We start from the raw sequence: 20058 nt of genomic DNA on the forward strand, positions 1-20058 counted from the left end.
AAACCTCCGCACGTCGATCACTGATGGGGGTCGCGGACTTTGCCGACTGCCTCAAGCAGTGTGTCGTGGATGTAGGTGAGTTCGGGAGTCGGCTCCCAGGCCGCCGAATCGTCAGTGGTGTCGGACCAGTCAGTGCCGGTCGAGTTCTCGCCCCAGTCGTTGTCCAGGGCGGTCCCGCTTTTGTAGACCCACCACAGGTTGTGCCAGGGGTCGAGGAAACGGGAGAAGACATCACCGAAGAACTTGGTTGGACGGGTGATGATCTCGGCACCGCCCGCAGCCGCCCGCTCGAGCACGACCTCGACATTGTCGACATAGACTTGCAGCAGTGCCGGGGTGAATGGCCAGCCGGGCTTCCGTTCGGCGAACATCACAGTGCTGCAACCGATCTGGAGCTCGGCATGTAGGAGGAGACCGTCATCGTCGACAGTGCGGGCATCGGGATGCTCGACGCCGTCGAAGACATCGGTCAGGAAACGGATCAGGCCCTCGGCGTCACGCGTGACGATGAACGGGTTGATCGTTGAGAAGCCGGCCGGTGCGGCGGGGAAAGCAGTCATGGGACTATTCGATCGCGAGACCGCAGGCCAATTCTTGAACCAAAACGACAACTCTTCGGTGCCGACACCGTCGCGGTGTCGTCGGCAGTCGCGTCAGTGCTGCCGACGCCTTTGGGCGGCAATGATGGCGGCCGGGGTCTGACCGCGAATCAACCGCAGTGAGCGCGTCAGATGAGGCTGATCGGCGAATCCGGCTCCGGCCGCCGCTTCCGCAGGCGAGTGCCCGGTCTGCAACAGGAAGTAGCCGTGCTGTGCGCGGTGAAGTTGATCGATCTGCTGAGCGGTCAGCCCGACCGTGCGACGGTAGCGGCGTTGCCAAGTCCGTTCCGAGGCGCCGATCCGATGCCCGCTCAAGGCCTTGCGGACGTCCTCGTCGACCAGTAGCCCGCGGTTCTCAGCCAGATGATCTACCCAGTCTTCCAGATCGGGCCAGGCTGGCACCGGCCATCGGTGGTCCCCAAGGAGGACGTGGCCGCCCGATACCGGCAAGGTCACCGTCTCGCCGAGGATCGCCTGCTTAGGCACGCCTGGGATTGCGACGTAGGCGGCGAGTTCGACGCCCCAGTACTGCTCACCCACATGCCCGTCGACGACCCGATTGCGCAGGCTCGGACCATCCAGCTCGGCGGCCAACTCTCCGTCTCGGCGACGGATGAACGACAAACCCCAGTACTCGGATCCGATCACCGAATAGCGTTCGGGGCTCTCCACAGTCGCGCGCCAGATTGTGCGTACCCGCGGTGACCGGCCCGCCCGTTCCTCCCACATCCGAGGAAACATACTGGTCGGCTTCCCTCCGCGTAGGCCCCGCCCACGGAGCCGTCAGGTGAGCGCCTCGCCGCTCTATTCGCCGGTGACGGCGGGGTAGAAACGCCCCACCAGGAAATTTCGTATGAATACACAGAATAGGCCGACGAGGATGGGTGGGGACCGATCTGATTCATCAGATGAACACGGTGACATTATCTGACATAATGTGTCTTATCGGCGTTATTACTTATCGAGGTTGCTGCTGGATGAATACTCGAGATGAACTGCATTTCGCCTCAACCAGCGCTTTTGATGATGCGGCTCCCGCGGCCTCGCTGTCGAGGCCGTCTTGTGCGTGCGATGTACCACGGGATATGTCGCAATCATTCGTTTAATGAATAATTACGGCATGCGCGTTGCGGGATGCGCGCTTGCATCGGACAAGTTCTCGAGTCGCTGCTTCGGCTATGTCTGGTTGAAATGCATTGAGATACCGACGCTTTCGGGATCTGGCAGCCCTTGCCCACCCAGTCCCACTGGCTAGTTACGTCACTGTGACGTTTTAATCGTCACCGAGGGGGGCTTGCGGACGACGTCGATCGGCTTTCCCGTGACCGGCGGCGCGTTAGTTGGTCGACCCCCCTCAGCGACCACCAACGGCACCTGTGCCCCACCTGATCGGCGCATGACTCCTTGCTCGGCTTACTCGAGAAAATGCGTGAGCTCAAGGTGGAGAACATCGGTACCCGGGCCATCGACAAGGCCATTTGACCACGCGCGTGAGTTGGAGGGCCTGGAACCTGTCCCCAGATCTGGGTGATGCCACCCATGAGCGATGAGAACTCCAGCGGCGAATCCGGCCCGAGTCACTTCATCGGCCGAGAAGACCGCCGCATCGCTAATGAGCTCTAGACGGCGCCAGCGTCCGCTATCAAGAGCACCAGAGTGCCCACGAGTTGGCGGCGCTTGTGCGCCGTGCAGACTTGGATAAGGCGCTCGCCACTACCTCCGGGTTTCGGTGTAGCATTATGTGACAGCAGTTCAGAGGATATTTTAGGAGATCTCATGGCGGCTCCGGTAGATCGCCCGACGCGCGTGGCGTCGGATCTTTTGGACAGCGCTGCGGCAGAAGGTGCGCGGCAGAGTCGCTCGGCTAAGCAGCAGCTCGACCACTGGGCGCGGCTGGGTCGCGAAGTGAGTAGCCAGGACAACGTCTCGCGGCGGCGGGTAGAGGCCGCGCTGTCCGGCCAGCTGAGCATGCGTGAGCTCACCCCGGAAGAGGGCGTGGTTTTCAACGCCGAAATCGAGGTCGAGCTGGAGCGGCGGATCGCCGCAACGCACCTGCAAGATGAGCTGAGGGCCGAGGGTATGCGAGTCGTGGTTCTCAATGACGCCGGCGAGATTGTGCAGTACCCACCGGCGTGAAACGGCTCGATCTGATCGTCGGTCCCAATGGCTCAGGCAAGACAACCTTTGTCGCCAAGTTTCTCGCACCGCTGCTGCATGAATCGGTGTTCGTCAACGCCGACGAGATCGCCAAGCAGCGCTGGCCCGACGAGGACCCTGCCCCGCGGGCATACGAGGCTGCGCGCATCGCCGAGCAGACACGGCAAGCGTTGATCAGCCAGGGGCGCCCGTTCATCGCCGAGACAGTGTTCTCACATCCCTCAAAGCTGGACCTGATTCGATCAGCACAGGCCGCGGACTACACCGTCCGCCTACTGGTGCTTCTGGTGCCTGAGGAGCTGACAGTGCAGCGTGTAGCGGCCCGGGTAGAAGCCGGCGGTCACAGTGTTCCGATCGAGAAGATCCGTGCGCGCTATGAGCGCTTATGGCCACTTGTTGTGGATGCGATCGCCCTGGCCGATTCGAGCGTTGTCTTCGACAACAGCTCTGAGCCAGGGCCGCGTGTTGTGGCCCGGATGACGCGTGGCCAGGTCGTAGGAACGCTGACCTGGCCACAGTGGACACCCGCTCCTTTGTGGCAGCGGTGGACAGACAGCGCGTAGCGTCCGATGTGTGAGTAGCCCTGTCAAACATCCGGATCCGAATGACGAGATCAGCGACGAGGCCGCGCACTTGTGCGCCAAAGTGAAGACTCTCCCCGACCACATCTTCAAAACCCCGACTCCCTACCCCCCTGGTCGTGCAGTACGCACTGGTGGAGTCATTCCACGTGGCCGTGCGTGCCCTCATCGAGTTCCTGCTCATTCACCCGTCTGGCCACCCGACCGACGTCCATGCAGCCTCGCTAATCCCGGGTTGGGCACCGACGTTGACGCAAGCCAAGCTCGATGAATTGGACCAGCATTGGAAGACCGTCAGTGAGCAGCTAGTGCATTTCTCCTCGGCGCGGACACAGCCGGTAGACGCCGTCGAGGCCGAGGTGAGACAACTGGCTGCGGACGTGCTGGCGGTGTGGGATCAATTGGCAGCCGCCAGCCAACACCCACAGATACCGGCGGCATGCGACATCGATATCTTCGACGAGACGGCCCTGGGAGGACACCCATGACAGATGAGAGCCAGGACGAGGCTGATCGCAACGACCGCGCCAATACATCCACGCCGAACAAGTACGCCACACTCCCCCCGCCCATTGACCTGTCGAAAACGATTGCAAGCAAGGATGTTTCGCTGGCTCAGGTAGAACAGGCCGATGCGCCGGATTGGAACCAGGGCGCCGACCCATACCTGCGCATTGAAGGCTGGAAACGCCCATAACCGCCGACGGGCTCCTATGGGCGGCCAGTCAGGCAAACCGCTGATCGACCAGGAAATGTCGGTAGTCGCTTCTACACTGGCAAGCCATGAGAATGCTGGTAGCAGCAGTAATGCTGGTCGGTGTGCTGGCAGGCTGTGGGTCCACTCCCCCGCCTGCACCTACTTCGCCGGCCGCGGATCCTGGGAAAACGTATGACGAGGTGAACGCCCCGATCGCAGTGCTCACCGAACTTCGGCAGCACTGTTTCAGGACTGGTGTTGAAGCGGCCACGGCGCAGCTGCGAGCTGCGACGTTCCTGGAGAAGGACCAAGCAGCGAAGAAAGCCGAATATGAGAAGGCCGGCGAACTGCTGCCTGCAGGATTTCCGCTCACTGTCAGCGAGGTCGACGACTACGGGACCTGCTACATGGTGCGCAACCACGGCTACCTGTAGCCGTGGACCATCAATCTAGGAGCCGTCGCCACGTGGGAGCCGGAATGCGTTGCCTTGGATCCACAGCGGCATCGTCAGTTTGGAGCGCCCGTCAGCGCTGCCCACATTTCTTGGATGTGCCGGTGCACCGCGAGTAGACATACTTCGTCCCCGAGGCCCTCCATGAGGTCGATTCACATTGAACCGTGGGCGACAGACTATCTGTAGGGCTGTCCTTGACGATTTCCCATCTCGGTGCGGGACTGACTGGGTGTCAGGGTTCGTGCTGTCCGTTCTCATTGAATCTGGGCAGGCCGCACCTGTCTGATCGATCAGCTTGGTTATCCGGTCCGTGAATTGGGGTTCAGCAGTTCTCGTCGGGACCACGATGAGGAAACCGCGCTCTGCGTTCCTAACGCTGGGCCTTACGCGCATCACCTCGCCAAGGACCCTGGGTTACAACCGCACATGCGCCACTGACCCCGACGAACCCTCTGATTAGGTCACGAAAACCCTGTGGCATCCGGTGCTTTCGGGTGCGGACCGGTGATCAATGGCAGCGCTACCGCCAGAGCATCGTTGCCGAGGAAGCTCAGGGAATGCGAATCCAGTCAGGTGACAGCGATGAACGGCATCGCTCACTCCCGGATGCTGTGCCGCTGCGGCATGGTCCAGTCGCTGTTGACTGTGCCGTTACGTCCGGGTGTTGGATGCCTGGTGTGACGACATTGTTGAGCGATTCTGATTACGCGCGTGCCGAGCAGATGCTTTTCCCACACCGATCCCGGCGCGTGCCGGGCACTGTGCTGACACCGCAGTGGTTCGCCAACGGCGCCCGATTCTGGTACCGGATCGGAACGCGCTACGTCGCGGTCGATCCCGATGCGAAGACGCGTTGTGCCGCCTTCGACCACGACGCGTTGGCCGCCGCACTGTCGGCGGCGTCCGGGCAGGCGGTGCCCGGTGCCGATCTACCGATTGTGGCCGTAGATGTCCGCGCGGATGACACGGTGCTGTTCAGCGCGTTCGACCGGAATTGGCAATGGGCGGACAGCACCTGCACCGAATCTGACACCGCCGCAACTATTCCGGGCGCGATCCCGTCTCCCGATGAGCGGTGGGATGCATTCGGCCGCGAGGGCAACATCTGGGTCCGCAGCCGGGTCGATGGCACCGAACATGCACTCACCGATGACGCTGAACCCTACTTCGAGTACGGTGGCCTGCCAGACACCACCGGTGCACGCGCACTGACCCGTGCACTGGGTATTCCGGCGCCGATGATCCTGCACTGGTCGCCCGATTCCACCCGAATCCTGGTTGCGCGCATCGATCAACGCGAGGTGCCCGAACTAGTGCTCGTCGAATCCAGCCCGGCCGACGGCGGCCGACCCGTGGAACACCGCACCCGCTACTCGATGCCCGGCGAGGACACCGTGGCAACGATGACCTGGAACGTGCTCGACGTCGAGCAACGCACGATCGTACGGCAGCAGACCGAAGCGACACCGATCATGCACAACATCGCACTCGTCTACGCCTGGTGGAGCGGTGACGACGTGTACTTCCTGCACCAATCCCGCGATGCGCGCACCCTGGCATTGCGTCACCTCGACCCGTCGACCGGCGCGGTCAACACGCTCATCACCGAAACGGGCCAGACCCGGGTCGACCCGACCGTGCTGCTTGGCGACCCGCACATGGTGCACGTGCTGGACACCGGCGAGATCCTATGGTGGTCGCAGCGCGACGGCTGGGGCCACCTGTACCTCTATTCGGCCGACGGCGCCCAGATCACCCAGATAACCACCGGGCCGTGGCTGGTGAGCAGCCTGTTATGGGTCGATGAGAAGGCTCGACAGGTGTACTTCACGGCCAACGGTCTGGTCGAGGCCGACCCGTACCTGCGGCAACTCTGCCGAATCGGACTGGACGGCAACGGGTTCACCCGACTCACAGATGACGACCTGGATCATGACGCGGTGAGCCCGCCGCAGGGCGGCTACCTGGTGGACCGGGCCTCAAGCCCGAGCCAGCCGCCACGCTCAGTGGTACTCGACGGGGATGGTCGAGTGGTAGTGGAGTTGGAGATGCCCGACACCGAAGACCTCAAGATTTTGGGCTGGCAACCGCCGGAGCGATTCCGGACAACCGCCGCGGACGGAAAGACCCCCATTTACGGTCTGCTCTGGCGACCGCACGATCTGGACCCGGAGCGCACGTACCCGATCATCGAACACATCTATCCGGGGCCGCAGCTCTACCGCGCCGCACCGATGTTCAACCCACCGCACTATGGCGAACCGGAGGCTTTGGCCGCGCTCGGGTTCGCGGTGGTGGCCATCGACGGTCGTGGAAGCGCTGGGCGCAGCAAGGCATTTCATGATCACTCCTATGGGGATCTCGGCAATGCCGGCGCCCTAGACGACCATATCGCCGCGATCCGCGAACTCGGACAGCGGTATCCGTGGCTGGACACCGCCCGAGTCGGGATTACGGGACAGTCCGCGGGCGCGTTCGCTGCGGCGCGTGCCGTACTGCGCTATCCAGACTTCTACTCGGTGGCCGTCGCGGTCTCGGGCAATCATGACAACGCCCTCAACCTGGCGATGTGGGCCGAGCACTACCACGGCGATCTCAGCACCGAAGGCAAAGCGGCGATCTCGAACACCACGCTGGCCGCCAACCTGAAAGGCAAGCTGCTGCTCATCCACGGTGAACTCGACGACAACGCACACCCGTACATGACGATGCGGCTGGCCGATGCCCTCATCAAGGCGGACAAAGACTTCGACCTGATCATGATCCCCGGCGCCGAGCACTCGCTATACGGTTGGCTGCACTACTCGCTACGTCGCACCTGGGACTACTTCGTGCGCCATCTACACGGCACCGAACCACCCAGTTACCGACTACAGCCATTGCTGCTACCCTCCCTCGGCTAACCGGCACACGATCCCACCCGCCCACTCCAACACATCCTGCTGCATCAAAGTTTTCGAGTCCACTACCGCGCGTTTCGCAGGCTGGAAGATCGCTGTCGCTCTTACAACAGCGATCGCGATCATTCTGACCCTAGGGATGATTTCGTAGTGCTGTGATGGCGATTCGGGCAGCTTGGCCGATGGCGCGGTCGACATTGGGCAGGTATGCGTCGGCACGTGCGGCTCGGGTGAACACCGAAACGGCCATGGGCGGTTCACCGGGAAACGCTATGACGGCTACCTCGTTGCGGATGGGTCCGATGGTGCCGGTTTTCCCAGCGACGGTAACATCTCTGTGGGGGAAGGCGGACCGTATCCTGTGCTGCCATATCTGTTGTGTAAGAATTTGTTTCATCATATCGGAGCTCTGGGCGCTTGTGGCGGTGCCGGTCCAGATCGCGCTTAGCGCCCGGTCGGTATCGCAGGCACTGGTTGCCGTTGTGTAGGCAGGGTCGAAGGCCGCACTGTGTTCAATAGTGTTGTTAGTGGCGAGAATTCCGATTGCTTCATCGAGAGTTAGCGTGCCTGTGTCATGGATTAGCTGCCGTTGCAGCGCTGAAGTGCCCCCAATAATTCTGGTGCTGTTGAACCCAAGCTCCTCAGTGAGTTCGTTGACGGTGTCCAGACCGATCGCGGCCAGAAGGACATCGGCTGCTGTGTTGTCTGAGTGGGTGATCATGAGCCTGGCAAGATCGAGCCACGTTAGGACCACTGGGTTGCTGAAGGTGCTGATGCCGGTCGGCCCTGGAGTGCAATCGGCTGGGACGACTCTAACGGTGGCTTCTGGGTGGAGATGTCCGGAGTCGAAGGCACGTGCAGCCGCGATCAGTACAAAAATTTTGTAGACCGATGCAGCGACGGCAGGTCGGTCACCGTCGACATCCACGATGGGCCCAGGGGCCCCGACTCGTTCGGCGCGTAGTGTTCCGCGGCAGCCGGCGTCGAGGAATACCGCGCGAATCTGTTCGACGGCCTTGTCGACGAGTTGGGTGTTCATGAGAGCGTCCGTAGCAATTCGCGGTCGAGCGCATAGGTGAAGTCGGTGAGATCACGTCCCGGCGCGGTAACGATGCGGACGCGAAGTGCGATGTCTTCGACCAGCATTCGACGGTGAATGGTCCCGCTGTGTACTGGCGCACTTGAGGTTGCCAGTCCGAAACAGTCGCCAGATGCCGCAGCGACGCTGACATCCCGGTGCGTCGATGCTGAACGAACCTGCGGATCTATGCCACGGCGGCGGAGGCTGTCGATCAGAAGGTCGTGTCCTGCCGGGTTGTCCTCACGCGGAACCGTCGCAAGGTGCAATCCCTGGAGCAACTGTGCGCGCGGTGACCTAGACGCACCTATAGCGTGTCCTGCCGGAACAACTACCTTGCGCTCCAACATGATTACCGGACCAGCCTCTAATCCATCCAGTAGAGTGGGATGCTGCACTACGGCCAAATGGATTACCCCGCGACGTAGCTCTGCGAGCAGCTGTGTAGTTCCGGCGGTGAGTGTGTGAAGCGCAGCGTCGGGCGACATCCGCTGTCGAAGCGCATGGACGCAACGCGCGACGTATTCATCATCGAGTTGCGGAATGACACCCCACCGCACACCCTGCAGTTGACCCTGAAGATGTCGCGCTTCATCGAGCAGCCGGGCGGAGTCATCGACAATTAGGCGAGCACGTGAAAAGAGCTCGGCTCCCTCCGCGGTCACCGCCGCACCGTTGGGTGTGCGTTCGATCAAAGTGAGTCCGAGGTATTTCTCCAGCCGTCGAACGCCCTGAGATACAGAGGGTTGCGTCACCCCGAGGCTTGCTGCGGCGTCACCGAAGTGGCGATGCTCGGCGACTGCCACGAAGTATTGCAAGTCTCGAACCAAGTCCATTCCTGTGATCCAACACCACAGTACCGGCGTTTACCAGCAACCAATGATCCTCCGATCTTGCCGCATCTATCAGCGGCGATTCGTCGCGCTTATCGATTCCTGCCGTGTGGCTACTTGGTGAACTGTGTTCATGACGTGGTTCCTTGTCGCCCATGAGTGCACGCCTAAGCCGCCGCGAACTGATCGCGGCGTCCGCCGCCGCTGCCCTGTTAGCAGGCTGCCGAACCTCACCACCTTCTAGCACCACGGCCACGACAAATACCGACGCCAACGGGTACACGGCATTGGAGGACTGGTACGGAGCCAGGATCGGTGTCTATGCCGTGGACTTGGATTCGTTGAGGACTGTCGAGCACCGCGCCGACGAGCGGTTCTCGATGTGTTCGACGTTCAAAACCTATGCAGCGGCACGGATTTTGCAGCTCTCCGATGCAGGAGCAGCCGATCTAGATACCAAAATAACTATTGCAAGGGATGACGTCGTCGTTGACTCCCCCATCACCCGCGACGCAATCGGCTCATCGATGCCTCTCGGCGATATCTGTGCCGCCGCCCTGACGCACAGCGACAACACCGCAGGCAACATCATGCTGCGAACAATCGGTGGCCCTGCCGCCATCACCACCTTCGCACGATCCATCGGAGACACACACTCGCGGCTGGACCGATGGGAACCCGACTTAAACACGGCAATACCTGCAGACCCCAGAGACACCACCACCCCCAAAGCCCTGTGCACTGGGTACCGGCGGATCCTTACCGCAGACGTCTTGGCAACCCCGGCCCGCGACCGCCTGCTCACATGGATGAAATCAAACGTCACATCGTCCAAACGGTTCCGCGCGGGTCTACCTCCAGGCTGGACCAGCGCAGACAAGACCGGTGCAGGCGACTACGGATCAACCAACGACGCCGGGCTCTTGATAGGCCCTAACGGTCAACGCGTTGTAGCGGTCGTCATGACACGCTCGCGCGACGACAGCCATGACGCTCCACCGTTCAACGAAGCCATCGCCGGAGCCATCCGAGTAACACTGATGCGTCTAGGCCACACCCAAGATCAGTAGGAGCCAGGAATGCCCACCCCGAACAGTCTCATTGCTTGTGCCCGAAGCTGAGCGCGTGCTCACCGGCCATCCCGTCGTCGCCGATGGATGGAGGCGGCGTCGCCCGGCGGCCGACTGCAAGTTAGGGACTATTCCGGTTGCCGAATCTTGCTGCTATTAGCTGAGTCTGGGTAATAGCCTTCGGGCGTTTTCATGATCGACGGCGGCGAGCTGTCCTGGATGTGCCCTGTTGTCGCGCATGATCCGCCGAGTCCAGGGAGGAGATGCTTAACATAGCCAGCCATGCGCTGGGCGTTCTCCGATAGCACTCGCAGGGGACAAGTTCCCATCTGTGTGCCTCTCGACGTCAATCGCCGCTAACTGCCACCTCGTTAGTTACGTAATGATCGGAAGAAGGCGCGGATGTCGTCGACAAGTAGTTCGGGGACCTCAAAGGCTGGAAAATGCCCTCCTTCAACGTGTTCCCGGAAGAAGTCATCCCTATCGCCGGGGCCGAGCACCTTGCGGATAAGCGGGTCGCTGTAAAACAAGGAAGAACCATGGGGCGCCGTGGAAGACCCGCCCCAACCCGCATCCTCAGCGTGAGCCAGTTCCCAATAGAAATCGGCCGCAGCAGGGCCGGTCCGGGTGAACCAGTACAGGCTCGCTGTAATGAGCACGTTTTCGCGGCTGATGGGTGTGGCGGGGTTGGCCCACTGCACGAATTTTTCAGCGATCCAGGCCAGCTGCAAAATCGGAGAGTCGGCCAGGCCCGCCGATACAGGGTTGGGCTGGGTCGAATGCAGGATGCGGTAGCCGTTCATTTGTGCCCAACGCTGTTGCGCTGTTTTCAGTTCGGCATGCTCTTCCGCGCTAAGTCCGTCCGGGGCCGGAAAATCTTCGCCAGCCATGCCGAGCTGAAGCCTGTCCCCGTGAGTATGAGTACCGATTACCCGTTCAGGTAGCAAGCTCGCCAGCCTCCCGGTAACGCCGGCGCCGAGATCGCCGCCCTCCGCACCGAACCGGGCATAGCCGAGCCGGGCCATTAACTCCCCGAATGCCAGTGCTGTTCGCTCCAGATTCCACCCGCGCGCTGACAGCGGGCTGGAGAACGCGAAGCCAGGCAGGGAGGGAATAACGACATGGAACGCATCGGCAGGATCTGCGCCCTGGGACCGCGGGTCCGTCAGCAGCTTGCTGACCTCAAGGAACTCCACGAAAGAGGTTGGGTAACTGTGGTTAAGCAACAGCGGGATCGCGTTTGGCTCAGGCGAGCGGATATGTAGGAAGTGGATGGTCTGTCCGTCGATCTCGGTCAGGAAATGGTCAAACTCATTGAGTTTCCTCTCCTGAACTCGCCAGTCGAAGCCATCAACCCAGTAGCTGGCGAGCTCTCTGAGGTAGTTGGGCGCGATGCCGTGGTCCCATTCTGATCCTGCACCCGGTATTGCGAAGGGTAAGCGTGTTCGGCTCAGACGGTTGTGCAGATCATCGAGCTGTTCCTGTGGGATGTCGATGCGGAAGGTTCGGATCTCATCTGAAGACGTCATGGCCCCAAGTTATTGGCAGTTGCGGAAGACTTCGTTCCGCGATGTGTGACATGTTGAGAATGTGTTGGAGACCTCTGCCCGGCTGCTGCGGATGCTGTCGATGCTGCAAGCGCGGCCCATGTGGTCAGGTACCGAGCTTGCTGAACGGCTGAATGTCTCCACTCGCACGGTCCGCGCCGATATCGAGCGGTTACGCACGTTGGGCTACAGGATCGAATCCGCCCCTGGCACAGCTGGGGGTTATCGGTTCGAGTCAGGCGGCGCATTGCCCCTGCTACTCGATGACGAGGAAGCCACGGCGGTCGCTTTGAGCCTGCGTACCGCTGCCAATGGCGCGGTCACCGGTATTGAAGAAACAGCGCTGCGAGCACTGGCCAAGCTGCTTCAGGCCATGCCGACACGATTACGACATCGCGCGGACGCGTTGCTAGAGGTGACCGCAACCCCGCCCCTGCCTGGTGTCGGCACCACTGTCGCCGCGTCAGTCCTCGTTGAACTCGCACGGGCAATCCGAGCGCGTGAACGCTTGCGCTTTGACTACACAGACCAAGTTGGGTGGCACAGCCAACGCATAGTCGAGCCCGAACGGCTTGTACACCGTTGGGGCCGTTGGTATCTACTGGCCTTTGACATGGACCGCGATGAGCGGCGAACATTTCGTGCCGACCGCATCGTCCCCCGCCCGCCAACCGGGCCCCAATTCAACCACCGGCCGGGCGCAGCCCAATATCTGCAGCACGCACTCAGCCGCGGAACCTGGGACTACGAAGCGCAGATACTCGTACACTGTCCTGCCACCGTTGCCCACCAGCGACTTCCGTCCGAAACCGCGATCACCGCAGCAGGAGACAGCAGCTGTATGGTCGTGATCGGAGCCAACAGCGCGGCCGCCACAGTCGCCTACCTCTGCTCCCTTGATGCCGAATTCGAGATCATCGAAGCCGAAGGTCTGGCCGACCAGCTCCGCCTGACAGCCCAAAGATTCAGCCGTGCAGCAGAACTCGACCGCCCGGGCACCAGAGTCGACGGGGCCAACTGATCTGTTGCGACTATCAATAGAATCCAACAGAAGCGGACCGTGGCCTAGCCCGGGGCTGCTGCAGCTGGATCGAGATGAAGACAACACTTCCAGTCCCCGGTAACAGCGGCATAAACGACTATGCGGCAATAGATTCCAGAATTTAAGGATTCCGTTTGTCCTCGGCGCTCGTCGTCGGGTCTACCACCAGCCGCGTACGCGTTGTCCGGGAGCTGGTAGCACTCGCAGGTGTCCCGGACGAGGGCGGCACGGTCGCGGACGTTGATCGCTGCGCATCTATACGTTACCGAGCCTTCGCGCTTTCCACCGAAAGGATCTAGCCGCTGCTTGTCTTTGGCTAAGGCCTGGTTTGCCGCGGTACTGGTCAGCGCCTGTCGCCCGGTCAGCGCATTTGCCGAGCGTGCAGTGGCATGACGCCGTCTGCGCGCACTCGGTACATGCGCCCGCATTCTGGGCAGGGCGCGCGTCCGTCGGTGGTGATCAACGATGGCGTACGCCCGCTGCCGAGACAACTGCGGTATCGGGTGGCTGTGTGTGTCAAAAGTGCGCTCTTCATCGCCGTGCCTGTTCCGGACACACGTAAGCCCATGCCGCCGCAACCAACACACGCGCTTCGTAGAAGCTCCGGCTTGAGGTACCCGGCCCCATCAGAACACGGGCGCGTTGTGACGCAGTCTGCATCTCCAGATAGACCGTAGGCGCTACGCATACCAGAACCATGTCGGCGAGAATTGACCGGTCCGAGCCCGCAACACCCCGCTCCCTGATCAACCGATACTGTTCGCCCGCTAACTCATGGCCAGACGCGATCGGCGGGAAGGGCGCTATCGCCGTCACATCAATAGGGACCTGCGGATCACCAGCCACAATCTGCGTGCACCCACAAAGCAGCGAGACCGCACCGCACAGGACCACACTGCACAACACACGCACCATGCTGCCCGCATCCCACTTAGCCCACGGACGACTGACACAAGGCCTAAACGGAATAATGCCGACCCTCCCGCCCTTCGCACCTGCCCCAGCGGATCTCGGCCACAGCACAAAGATGCGACCGGGCTTACGACCCGCTCTGCAATCACGCGCCATGCCGCGAGATGGTTTACATCATAAACTAGCCCGGAAGGGGGCGCGCCACCTTAAATTCCCCAAGGCAACCCAATATCAGATTCCCGAACCCGCCTGAGAACGCAGCACTGGCGCCAGCGCATCCCGCCTGTAGCGCGGTACCCTCCACCCCACAAACACCTGACAGAAGCCCCACATGCATTCGTGGATATCCATTGCCATCACCCTCAAGTGATGTTGTCGCCGCGATTCGTGCGCCGTGAGGGCCGCGTGTAACCGTGTTAACCGATCTAGGCTGTCCAGGCCGGAGTACCCTGGAGGTAGACGGATATCTAGTACCTGCCTACCTCATGGGCGCGGCACCGTCGAATTATTCGGCACTGATTACGGGCCGAGGCTAGGAGCGTCTCATGACGCATCAGATATTTTGTCCACCACCACTTCGGCCGGTTCTGCGTCTTCATCTGGATCCGAAAATTGGATATGCCGACGGAGCTTGGTATCCACGATCTAACGATCTATCGGTCGAGCTTTTGCCGTTGCTCACGCGACTTAGCGTCGATTTGGGTCCCATCGATCGGATTACCTATCGAGCTGGGGAATGGGCGCCCACCTCGCGGAGGGTGCTTTTCCTCAACCGTCTGGTCCATCTGGGTTGGTCACTTCTGCAGCCCGCCAGCACTATTAGCGTTCGGGGAACGAGCGGCGCACATTTGACCCTGCTGGTTGTCCCGCCTTCCAAGAAATCGGATTCGGAGGCAGAGAATCAATGCGATTTTGGCGGTAGATCCGACCGGGTGCCTAAGTCGCAATCAGCCGGACCAACACCATGATCCGCGCGGTCACATCGGCGGTAGAGACACTCTACTGCGACGACTCGATTCGTCTTCGACTAAAGCCAGACGGTGACTGGAGTGGACATCTCGACGGCGCATGGTGGCCGCGCTCGCGGAACCTAAATCATGACCTACCAATAGTTTTGGACGCTGCAGCTTCCCGGTTAGCAACCATCAAGCGCGTGATCTACTGTATCCCAGAATGGGACGCAGCGCCGAAACGACTGCGCTACTGCGGTCGCATGGTCTCCTTAGACGGGTACCAATACCAGAAACCCGACACCATCTACATCAGCGATCTGAACCATCGTCGACTAATACTGCTGATTATCCCCCCGATGACCGACCCGCATCATGCCCACGACGTGATGACTAGAGCCGCTGACCCCGACAGCACATGGAGCCCATCAGCACTGCTGCCACTTGAACCATTGGCGGCAGCACGCAGAGCGGGTTGATCAGCGTGGAGGATTGGGCGGAGATCGGCCGTCCGCGTTGGGCTGAGGGTGTCTCGATCAGCGAGGTAGCGCGCGTCGTTGAAGATCGCCCGTAAAACGGGGCGGCAAGGGCCGTTCGTTCAGTCCTCAGGCATCCTCGCCGGCAACCAATACTGCGCAGCCTCAACGAGAACGATCGAGTCAGCTACGAAGAAGAAGGCAGAGGCCGGGAGCCCCCAGCCGTGACAGCACAGACCTCTAGAATCTCCCACCGTGAACAGGCTTGTGGCGCAGGATTTCCTTTGGCGCCCAGTCTGTTGAGCGACCGCAGGCAACACCCTGAGGAACGATTAGGCTAACCGGTGCTGATATTCGACGGGGTTCCAGAAAACGGCGAGTGCTATCGGATCGTTTTCTCAGGAATCGAGTCCAGCGCGTGCAGTACGTGTACAGCAGCTGTGTGGGCAACGTCATTGTCGAGTGTCGATGATGCCATCAGCGCCTGAGTCACCAATTCCAGGCGTTTCTCATAGGGAGTCTTGAACGTGATTGCAGAGTCCATGATCTCTATCCTGTTCAGTCAGAAAGGTTTCGAGTGCAGCTGTGGTGCGGTTGTGTCATTTCCGTGGCTGTCGCGCATTACTGGCACCTAGTGCTCACAGAGCGATTGGTGCGATGTTCAGCGGTTAACATCCCACCTTCGGTGTCCCATCGGTTTTGCGCCTCAAACATGTCGGTACAGACGGGCATGTCGTGGGCTGGTAGCAGCTGAGCGACAGTTGCCCGGTTGCCTGGTGTTGCCGCAGCCATCATGGCGGCGTGAGCACCACTTGCCTGGGTATCTGGAGCAACTACTAACAGGTTCAGATGGATCCCATGAGCACCTTGGATACTGATTGTGTTGGGTGGCTGAACGAGTGACCAGTTCAAGTGTGCGAGGCGATCCCGAAACAGCATGCGCCGCGAGCTTGATGTCCACTCCGACACTCGGTAAACCACACGGTCGATGGAGCCCAAGCGAACAGTGAGTACCCGGAGCAGCGATGGCAACTCGATCATCAAGTCTTTCGAGTAAGGCCACCAGGCGCCGTCGACATATCCGCTAGGTGGTGCTTTTGGCTTTAACCGAAGACGCACCGCGGGCCCGCATCCGGGTTTCGAAAACAGTTGACGCGTCATCAGACGCTCCTTGCTTTGACTCCGCGTACGGGGCCGAATCGCTCGGCTCGGTCACACCCATGGTTGGGCGGGTACCAATATCTCGCCGTACCCCCACCCTACCCTCGTTCCTCTGGAAGGAGTGCATAAGCAGCGGAATAGTTTCGGACAGTACTTGTGGTTTATACCTTGTGCCGCTGGCAATTTACGGTCAGACCCCCCGCCTGACTGGTCAGGTACGTTTCGGCTGGCTTGTGTGGGGCTGCGATGCGTGGACGGTTGCTTGTTTCTATCGGTGGCGCACCACTAGGACTGAAGAACCTGTGTCATCTGATGTACCGCACAGCCGTTCGGCCAGGGCCGCAACATGTATCGGTGATGGGGTGCGGGCGACCCGCCTCGGGAACCTGTTGCCTCGGTGTGGCGGTGGCATGTGCAGATCGTCCGCATGTGGTTGCAGACGACGAGGCCCAAAGCGGCGTGGTCCTTTCGGGGCGGGCCGGCCCGGCACTGCTCGAAGTAGCTGTGTCATCACCTCGCTTTCACGTGATCGTGATCGGATTAGATTGTGGGCATGTGGATCTGGCTGGCGGAGGGCTGCGCTGCATCGGGTCAACTCGCCGGACCGGTTCACTGTGTTGTCGCGGCGACCGGCGATGGTGAGACCGACCAGCTTGCCGGGGCCCGCGAAGGGCGCACCCGACCGCTGGTGGCGTCGGCCGTTGACGCAAGGGAGCTTCGGCCACACAGAATATGGCGTCGACTTCGGCGATCAGCGCTATCAGCCCTGTAGCGTCGCCCAGATCCAGGGCGTCCCGCACCTCTGACTCAGCCGGGCTTGGCGGTGCCGGCGCCACCATCATCGCGCTCTGCGTCATTGCTCACCTCCTTTGTGCTGTCAACAAGGCCGACCATCCAGGTTTTCAGACGCGGGCTATTGCAATATGCGTTTCGCTACAGCCCCTAGGGGGCTGCTCAGGTATCGGGGCGATTGAGCCGTGGACGGATCTGGCATGGACCTCGCCAGCATCATCCCGAAGACACCTAGCGCCGGGATTAGAGGTAGCCCGGCGCCAGGTGACATCGGGCCGACACGTGTTAAACCGGCCCAGCTAGCGGAACACGGTCACAGTCAGGCGTTGACCGGTTCCTTGATCGCACTACCGCCACGCACCGCGTCGCCCTCTTCGGTGATCACCGTGGTGTCATCGATCGCCTTGGCGGCGGGGCGATCCACGGCGATTTTGCGGGGCTTGGCTTTCTCGGCCACCGGGATCACTAGCCGCAAGACTCCGTCGTGGTAGTCCGCGGTGATCCGGCCGGTGTCCAGATTGTTGCCCAGTACCAGCTGTCGTGAGAACACTCCACGGGCACGCTCGGCTGCCAACATCTCACGGCCGGGATCTAGGGGTGCGCGTTCGGCGCGCACTGTCACCACATTGTTCTCGATATCCAGATCCAGCGAATCAGCAGCGATACCGGGCAGATCGAACTCCACGTGGAACTCGTCCCCGTTACGCCAGGCGTCCATCGGCATCGCCGCCGGACGTGCCGCGGTTCCCAGCACCTGCTGGGTGAAGCGGTCTAGCTCTCGGAATGGATCGGTACGCATCAGCATCGTGGCCACCTCCATCTGTCCTTTCCCTTGTGCCATCTGTGCGCTACCAACTGGTTTATCTATGCCAGTTGATATACATTTATTTAGCACTCAACGATGCTGAGTGCAAGTAGCCGAACGAGAAAAGTTGTGACGATGCTCAATGAAGGCCTGTCGGTGCACGGCCCGGGGATCCGCGCTCAGGTGCCCGCACCCCACCATGGCGTGTATGGGATCACGGTCGCTGCGGAATTATCCGGCGCCCCCACGCAATCGCTGCGACTATGGGAACGCCATGGGCTGCTGTCCCCGGCGCGCACGGAGGGCGGCACCCGCCGCTACAGCGCCGATGACCTGGTACGTATCGAACGGATCGTCACTCTCGTGACAGCCGGAGTCAACATCGCAGGCATCGGACGCATCCTGGACCTGGAAGACATCAACACCGCACTACGATCTAGCGCCTCGGACCACGGCACACCTAAACGCCACGACTGAATGTAGGCAGGTGAGATCCACCAGTAAGCACACTGGATTCGGCGCGCGGATGGGAATTTGCGCGCGGCCTGCATGCACGTGGGAACCTCCCCCGGTGCCTGGCGGGCAGCCCCAATTCTCCGCGGTCGGTATCCGAGTCCGTGATACAAGATGCCCGCATTGTTATCGGCGATGTGCACCAGGACAGCAGGCCTGATCGAACCCGAGCGCCACGGCAAGACACCGTTGACCAAACCCGCTCATGAGGGCCAAGGCATCACACTGTTTGATCCCATGCGCTTCAGCGAAAAATGCCGCACTGAAGACCAGTGCTCACGCAGCTCCAGCCCCGTCAGGCTAGCCAGAGCGCCGACCTTCCACCCCTGACCGCCATCTTGAACTGTGCTGTCGCTATGACCCATGCATCGGATTGTTAAGACCTTACCTAGCGTGAGGATCGCCCCCCCTGCTATCCGCGCGGAAACGTTCTGCGGCTGCGACTTTGAGGCCACCCCAACGTCGATCCCGCCACCATTCACACTCTGGCTAAATGCGACTGGGTAAAAGGTGCTTACCGTCGTGCCTGATCGGGGACTCCGGCACGGACAAGTCCCACCCGCTGATCGCGCTCGGTACCGAGGCCGCGATGCACGGCTTCAAGGTCAAATAAAGCCTCCGAAGACAAAACACCCCGGATCATCAAGTGCAGCAATGCAGATAACCCTGTAACTCGCGATGTCAAACACGCCACCGGCAACCGTCGAGGGCAGCCGAGTGTAAACAACATGCACCTGCAGATAAGAACTTAAGGCAGCGATGTATCTTCACGCGGATCGGCGGAGTGACCGATAGGTGTTTAAGATGTTGACGTACGGCCATATCGGGCAACACGCTCGACGCTGAAATGCGTTCTCCTAGTTGCGTTTCAGAAATCGAACACTGCCAGCCCCCGGCTCACTCACCGATCGAGTCATCAAATTTGGGGAAGGCGCTATAGACCGCAAGACGGTCGGGTGGATCGCCAAATCCTCAGATGCCGCACGATAGGGACGATCGCCGTACTTCCTGGACAGAAGCGTCCACAAGAGCAGCGGCGATTCGTGTCCCACGGCGACAGGCTCGTTTTTTCTCCACCCCTTCGAGGAGAGCTGTACGAACAGAGAGCGTTTCCGCGTATCACCGATCAGCCCCAAGTCGGCGGCACGCACGATCAACGCTTGGATCGACATCCCCCACGTCGCCTTCAGTCGAGCAAAGCCGCTAAGTGTTGTCGACTCGGAAATTGTCTCTTCCGCACGGCGCCGCGGAACTAGCAATGCACCGGCGAATCGATGAGCTTCGTTCTCCGCATCAGCGGCGTGCGGCCGGTACGTATGCAAAACAATATGACCTAATTCATGGGCCAACGTGAATCGTGAGCGGTCACCTTGGCTGCCCGGGAACAACCCGATCAGCGCAGCCGAACCGACGCCCCCCCAATACGAAATTCCGAAATGTCCTGTCGCGCTAGCTGGTTCGCCGTCATCGAGATTCCTGGCCAGCATCAT

20 protein-coding genes are annotated in these 20058 nt (G+C 60.9%); 11 read left to right on the plus strand and 9 right to left on the minus strand.

Annotated features, from left to right (window positions below):
* Positions 1-17: 17 nt before the first annotated feature.
* A complete protein-coding gene (locus RHO23_RS08065) occupies positions 18-560 on the minus strand; it encodes a VOC family protein (RefSeq protein ID WP_423488913.1) in 543 nt (180 codons plus the stop codon).
* A gap of 93 nt (positions 561-653) precedes the next feature.
* Complete coding sequence (locus RHO23_RS08070; RefSeq protein ID WP_070919938.1) at positions 654-1328, minus strand: helix-turn-helix domain-containing protein; 675 nt, start codon at positions 1326-1328, stop codon at positions 654-656.
* Between the two features lie 1047 nt (positions 1329-2375).
* Here RHO23_RS08070 and RHO23_RS08075 point away from each other — a divergent pair.
* The 6 genes from RHO23_RS08075 (at position 2376) to RHO23_RS08100 (ending at position 7392) form a co-directional block, all read left to right on the plus strand.
* Positions 2376-2735 carry a TA system antitoxin ParD family protein gene (locus RHO23_RS08075; RefSeq protein ID WP_064408866.1) on the plus strand — a complete coding sequence of 120 codons (360 nt, stop codon included), beginning with the start codon at positions 2376-2378 and terminating at the stop codon, positions 2733-2735.
* Entirely contained in the window at positions 2732-3319 is a 588-nt protein-coding gene (locus RHO23_RS08080; protein WP_070917639.1) for an AAA family ATPase, read from the plus strand. The genes RHO23_RS08075 and RHO23_RS08080 overlap by 4 nt, the downstream gene beginning before the upstream one ends.
* Positions 3320-3456: 137 nt before the next feature.
* Positions 3457-3825 carry a hypothetical protein gene (locus RHO23_RS08085; RefSeq protein WP_070917638.1) on the plus strand — a complete coding sequence of 123 codons (369 nt, stop codon included), beginning with the start codon at positions 3457-3459 and terminating at the stop codon, positions 3823-3825.
* Positions 3822-4034, plus strand: coding sequence for a hypothetical protein (locus RHO23_RS08090; protein WP_064408869.1), 213 nt, complete (start codon positions 3822-3824; stop codon positions 4032-4034). The genes RHO23_RS08085 and RHO23_RS08090 overlap by 4 nt, the downstream gene beginning before the upstream one ends.
* An 86-nt stretch (positions 4035-4120) precedes the next feature.
* Positions 4121-4468 carry a hypothetical protein gene (locus RHO23_RS08095; RefSeq protein WP_131822690.1) on the plus strand — a complete coding sequence of 116 codons (348 nt, stop codon included), beginning with the start codon at positions 4121-4123 and terminating at the stop codon, positions 4466-4468.
* Positions 4469-5166: 698 nt separating this feature from the next.
* Positions 5167-7392 carry a DPP IV N-terminal domain-containing protein gene (locus tag RHO23_RS08100; RefSeq protein WP_423488914.1) on the plus strand — a complete coding sequence of 742 codons (2226 nt, stop codon included), beginning with the start codon at positions 5167-5169 and terminating at the stop codon, positions 7390-7392.
* 130 nt (positions 7393-7522) lie between these two features.
* Here RHO23_RS08100 and RHO23_RS08105 read toward each other — a convergent pair whose 3' ends face one another.
* Both RHO23_RS08105 and RHO23_RS08110 read right to left on the minus strand, forming a co-directional pair.
* Entirely contained in the window at positions 7523-8428 is a 906-nt protein-coding gene (locus RHO23_RS08105; protein ID WP_423488915.1) for a serine hydrolase, read from the minus strand.
* A complete protein-coding gene (locus tag RHO23_RS08110) occupies positions 8425-9303 on the minus strand; it encodes a LysR family transcriptional regulator (RefSeq protein WP_082822416.1) in 879 nt (292 codons plus the stop codon). The genes RHO23_RS08105 and RHO23_RS08110 overlap by 4 nt, the downstream gene beginning before the upstream one ends.
* Before the next feature lie 152 nt (positions 9304-9455).
* On the opposite strand from RHO23_RS08110, the gene bla reads away from it, so the two are divergent.
* A complete protein-coding gene (gene bla / locus RHO23_RS08115) occupies positions 9456-10370 on the plus strand; it encodes a class A beta-lactamase (protein ID WP_423488916.1) in 915 nt (304 codons plus the stop codon).
* Positions 10371-10741: 371 nt separating this feature from the next.
* Here the strand turns inward: bla and RHO23_RS08120 are convergent, their stop codons facing one another.
* Positions 10742-11899 carry an epoxide hydrolase family protein gene (locus tag RHO23_RS08120; protein WP_423488917.1) on the minus strand — a complete coding sequence of 386 codons (1158 nt, stop codon included), beginning with the start codon at positions 11897-11899 and terminating at the stop codon, positions 10742-10744.
* Positions 11900-11960: 61 nt separating this feature from the next.
* Here RHO23_RS08120 and RHO23_RS08125 point away from each other — a divergent pair, with 61 nt between their 5' ends.
* From RHO23_RS08125 to RHO23_RS08135, 3 genes are all read left to right on the plus strand, one after another.
* Positions 11961-12938 carry a helix-turn-helix transcriptional regulator gene (locus tag RHO23_RS08125; protein WP_064408875.1) on the plus strand — a complete coding sequence of 326 codons (978 nt, stop codon included), beginning with the start codon at positions 11961-11963 and terminating at the stop codon, positions 12936-12938.
* Positions 12939-14416: 1478 nt separating this feature from the next.
* Positions 14417-14839: a DUF5994 family protein gene (locus RHO23_RS08130; RefSeq protein ID WP_423488918.1), complete on the plus strand. Its 423-nt coding sequence runs from the start codon at positions 14417-14419 to the stop codon at positions 14837-14839.
* Positions 14836-15300: a DUF5994 family protein gene (locus RHO23_RS08135; RefSeq protein ID WP_423488919.1), complete on the plus strand. Its 465-nt coding sequence runs from the start codon at positions 14836-14838 to the stop codon at positions 15298-15300. The genes RHO23_RS08130 and RHO23_RS08135 overlap by 4 nt, the downstream gene beginning before the upstream one ends.
* A 379-nt stretch (positions 15301-15679) precedes the next feature.
* Here RHO23_RS08135 and RHO23_RS08140 read toward each other — a convergent pair whose 3' ends face one another.
* From RHO23_RS08140 to RHO23_RS08150, 3 genes are all read right to left on the minus strand, one after another.
* Entirely contained in the window at positions 15680-15841 is a 162-nt protein-coding gene (locus RHO23_RS08140) for a DUF6307 family protein (RefSeq protein ID WP_423488920.1), read from the minus strand.
* Between the two features lie 77 nt (positions 15842-15918).
* Positions 15919-16458, minus strand: a complete 540-nt coding sequence (locus tag RHO23_RS08145; protein WP_423488921.1) for a DUF5994 family protein — start codon at positions 16456-16458, stop codon at positions 15919-15921.
* 1111 nt (positions 16459-17569) lie between these two features.
* Complete coding sequence (locus RHO23_RS08150; RefSeq protein ID WP_423489196.1) at positions 17570-18055, minus strand: Hsp20/alpha crystallin family protein; 486 nt, start codon at positions 18053-18055, stop codon at positions 17570-17572.
* A 135-nt stretch (positions 18056-18190) separates the two neighbouring features.
* Here RHO23_RS08150 and RHO23_RS08155 point away from each other — a divergent pair, with 135 nt between their 5' ends.
* Positions 18191-18532: a MerR family transcriptional regulator gene (locus RHO23_RS08155; RefSeq protein WP_101312506.1), complete on the plus strand. Its 342-nt coding sequence runs from the start codon at positions 18191-18193 to the stop codon at positions 18530-18532.
* 893 nt (positions 18533-19425) lie between these two features.
* On the opposite strand, the gene RHO23_RS08160 is transcribed toward RHO23_RS08155, so the two are convergent.
* The gene (locus RHO23_RS08160) at positions 19426-20058 is read right to left on the minus strand and encodes an ImmA/IrrE family metallo-endopeptidase (RefSeq protein ID WP_423489197.1); all 633 of its coding nucleotides are present in this window, start codon (positions 20056-20058) and stop codon (positions 19426-19428) included.

Origin of the sequence: Mycobacteroides sp. PCS013 (assembly GCF_049532645.1) — a bacterium.
GTDB lineage: Bacteria > Actinomycetota > Actinomycetes > Mycobacteriales > Mycobacteriaceae > Mycobacterium > Mycobacterium gwanakae.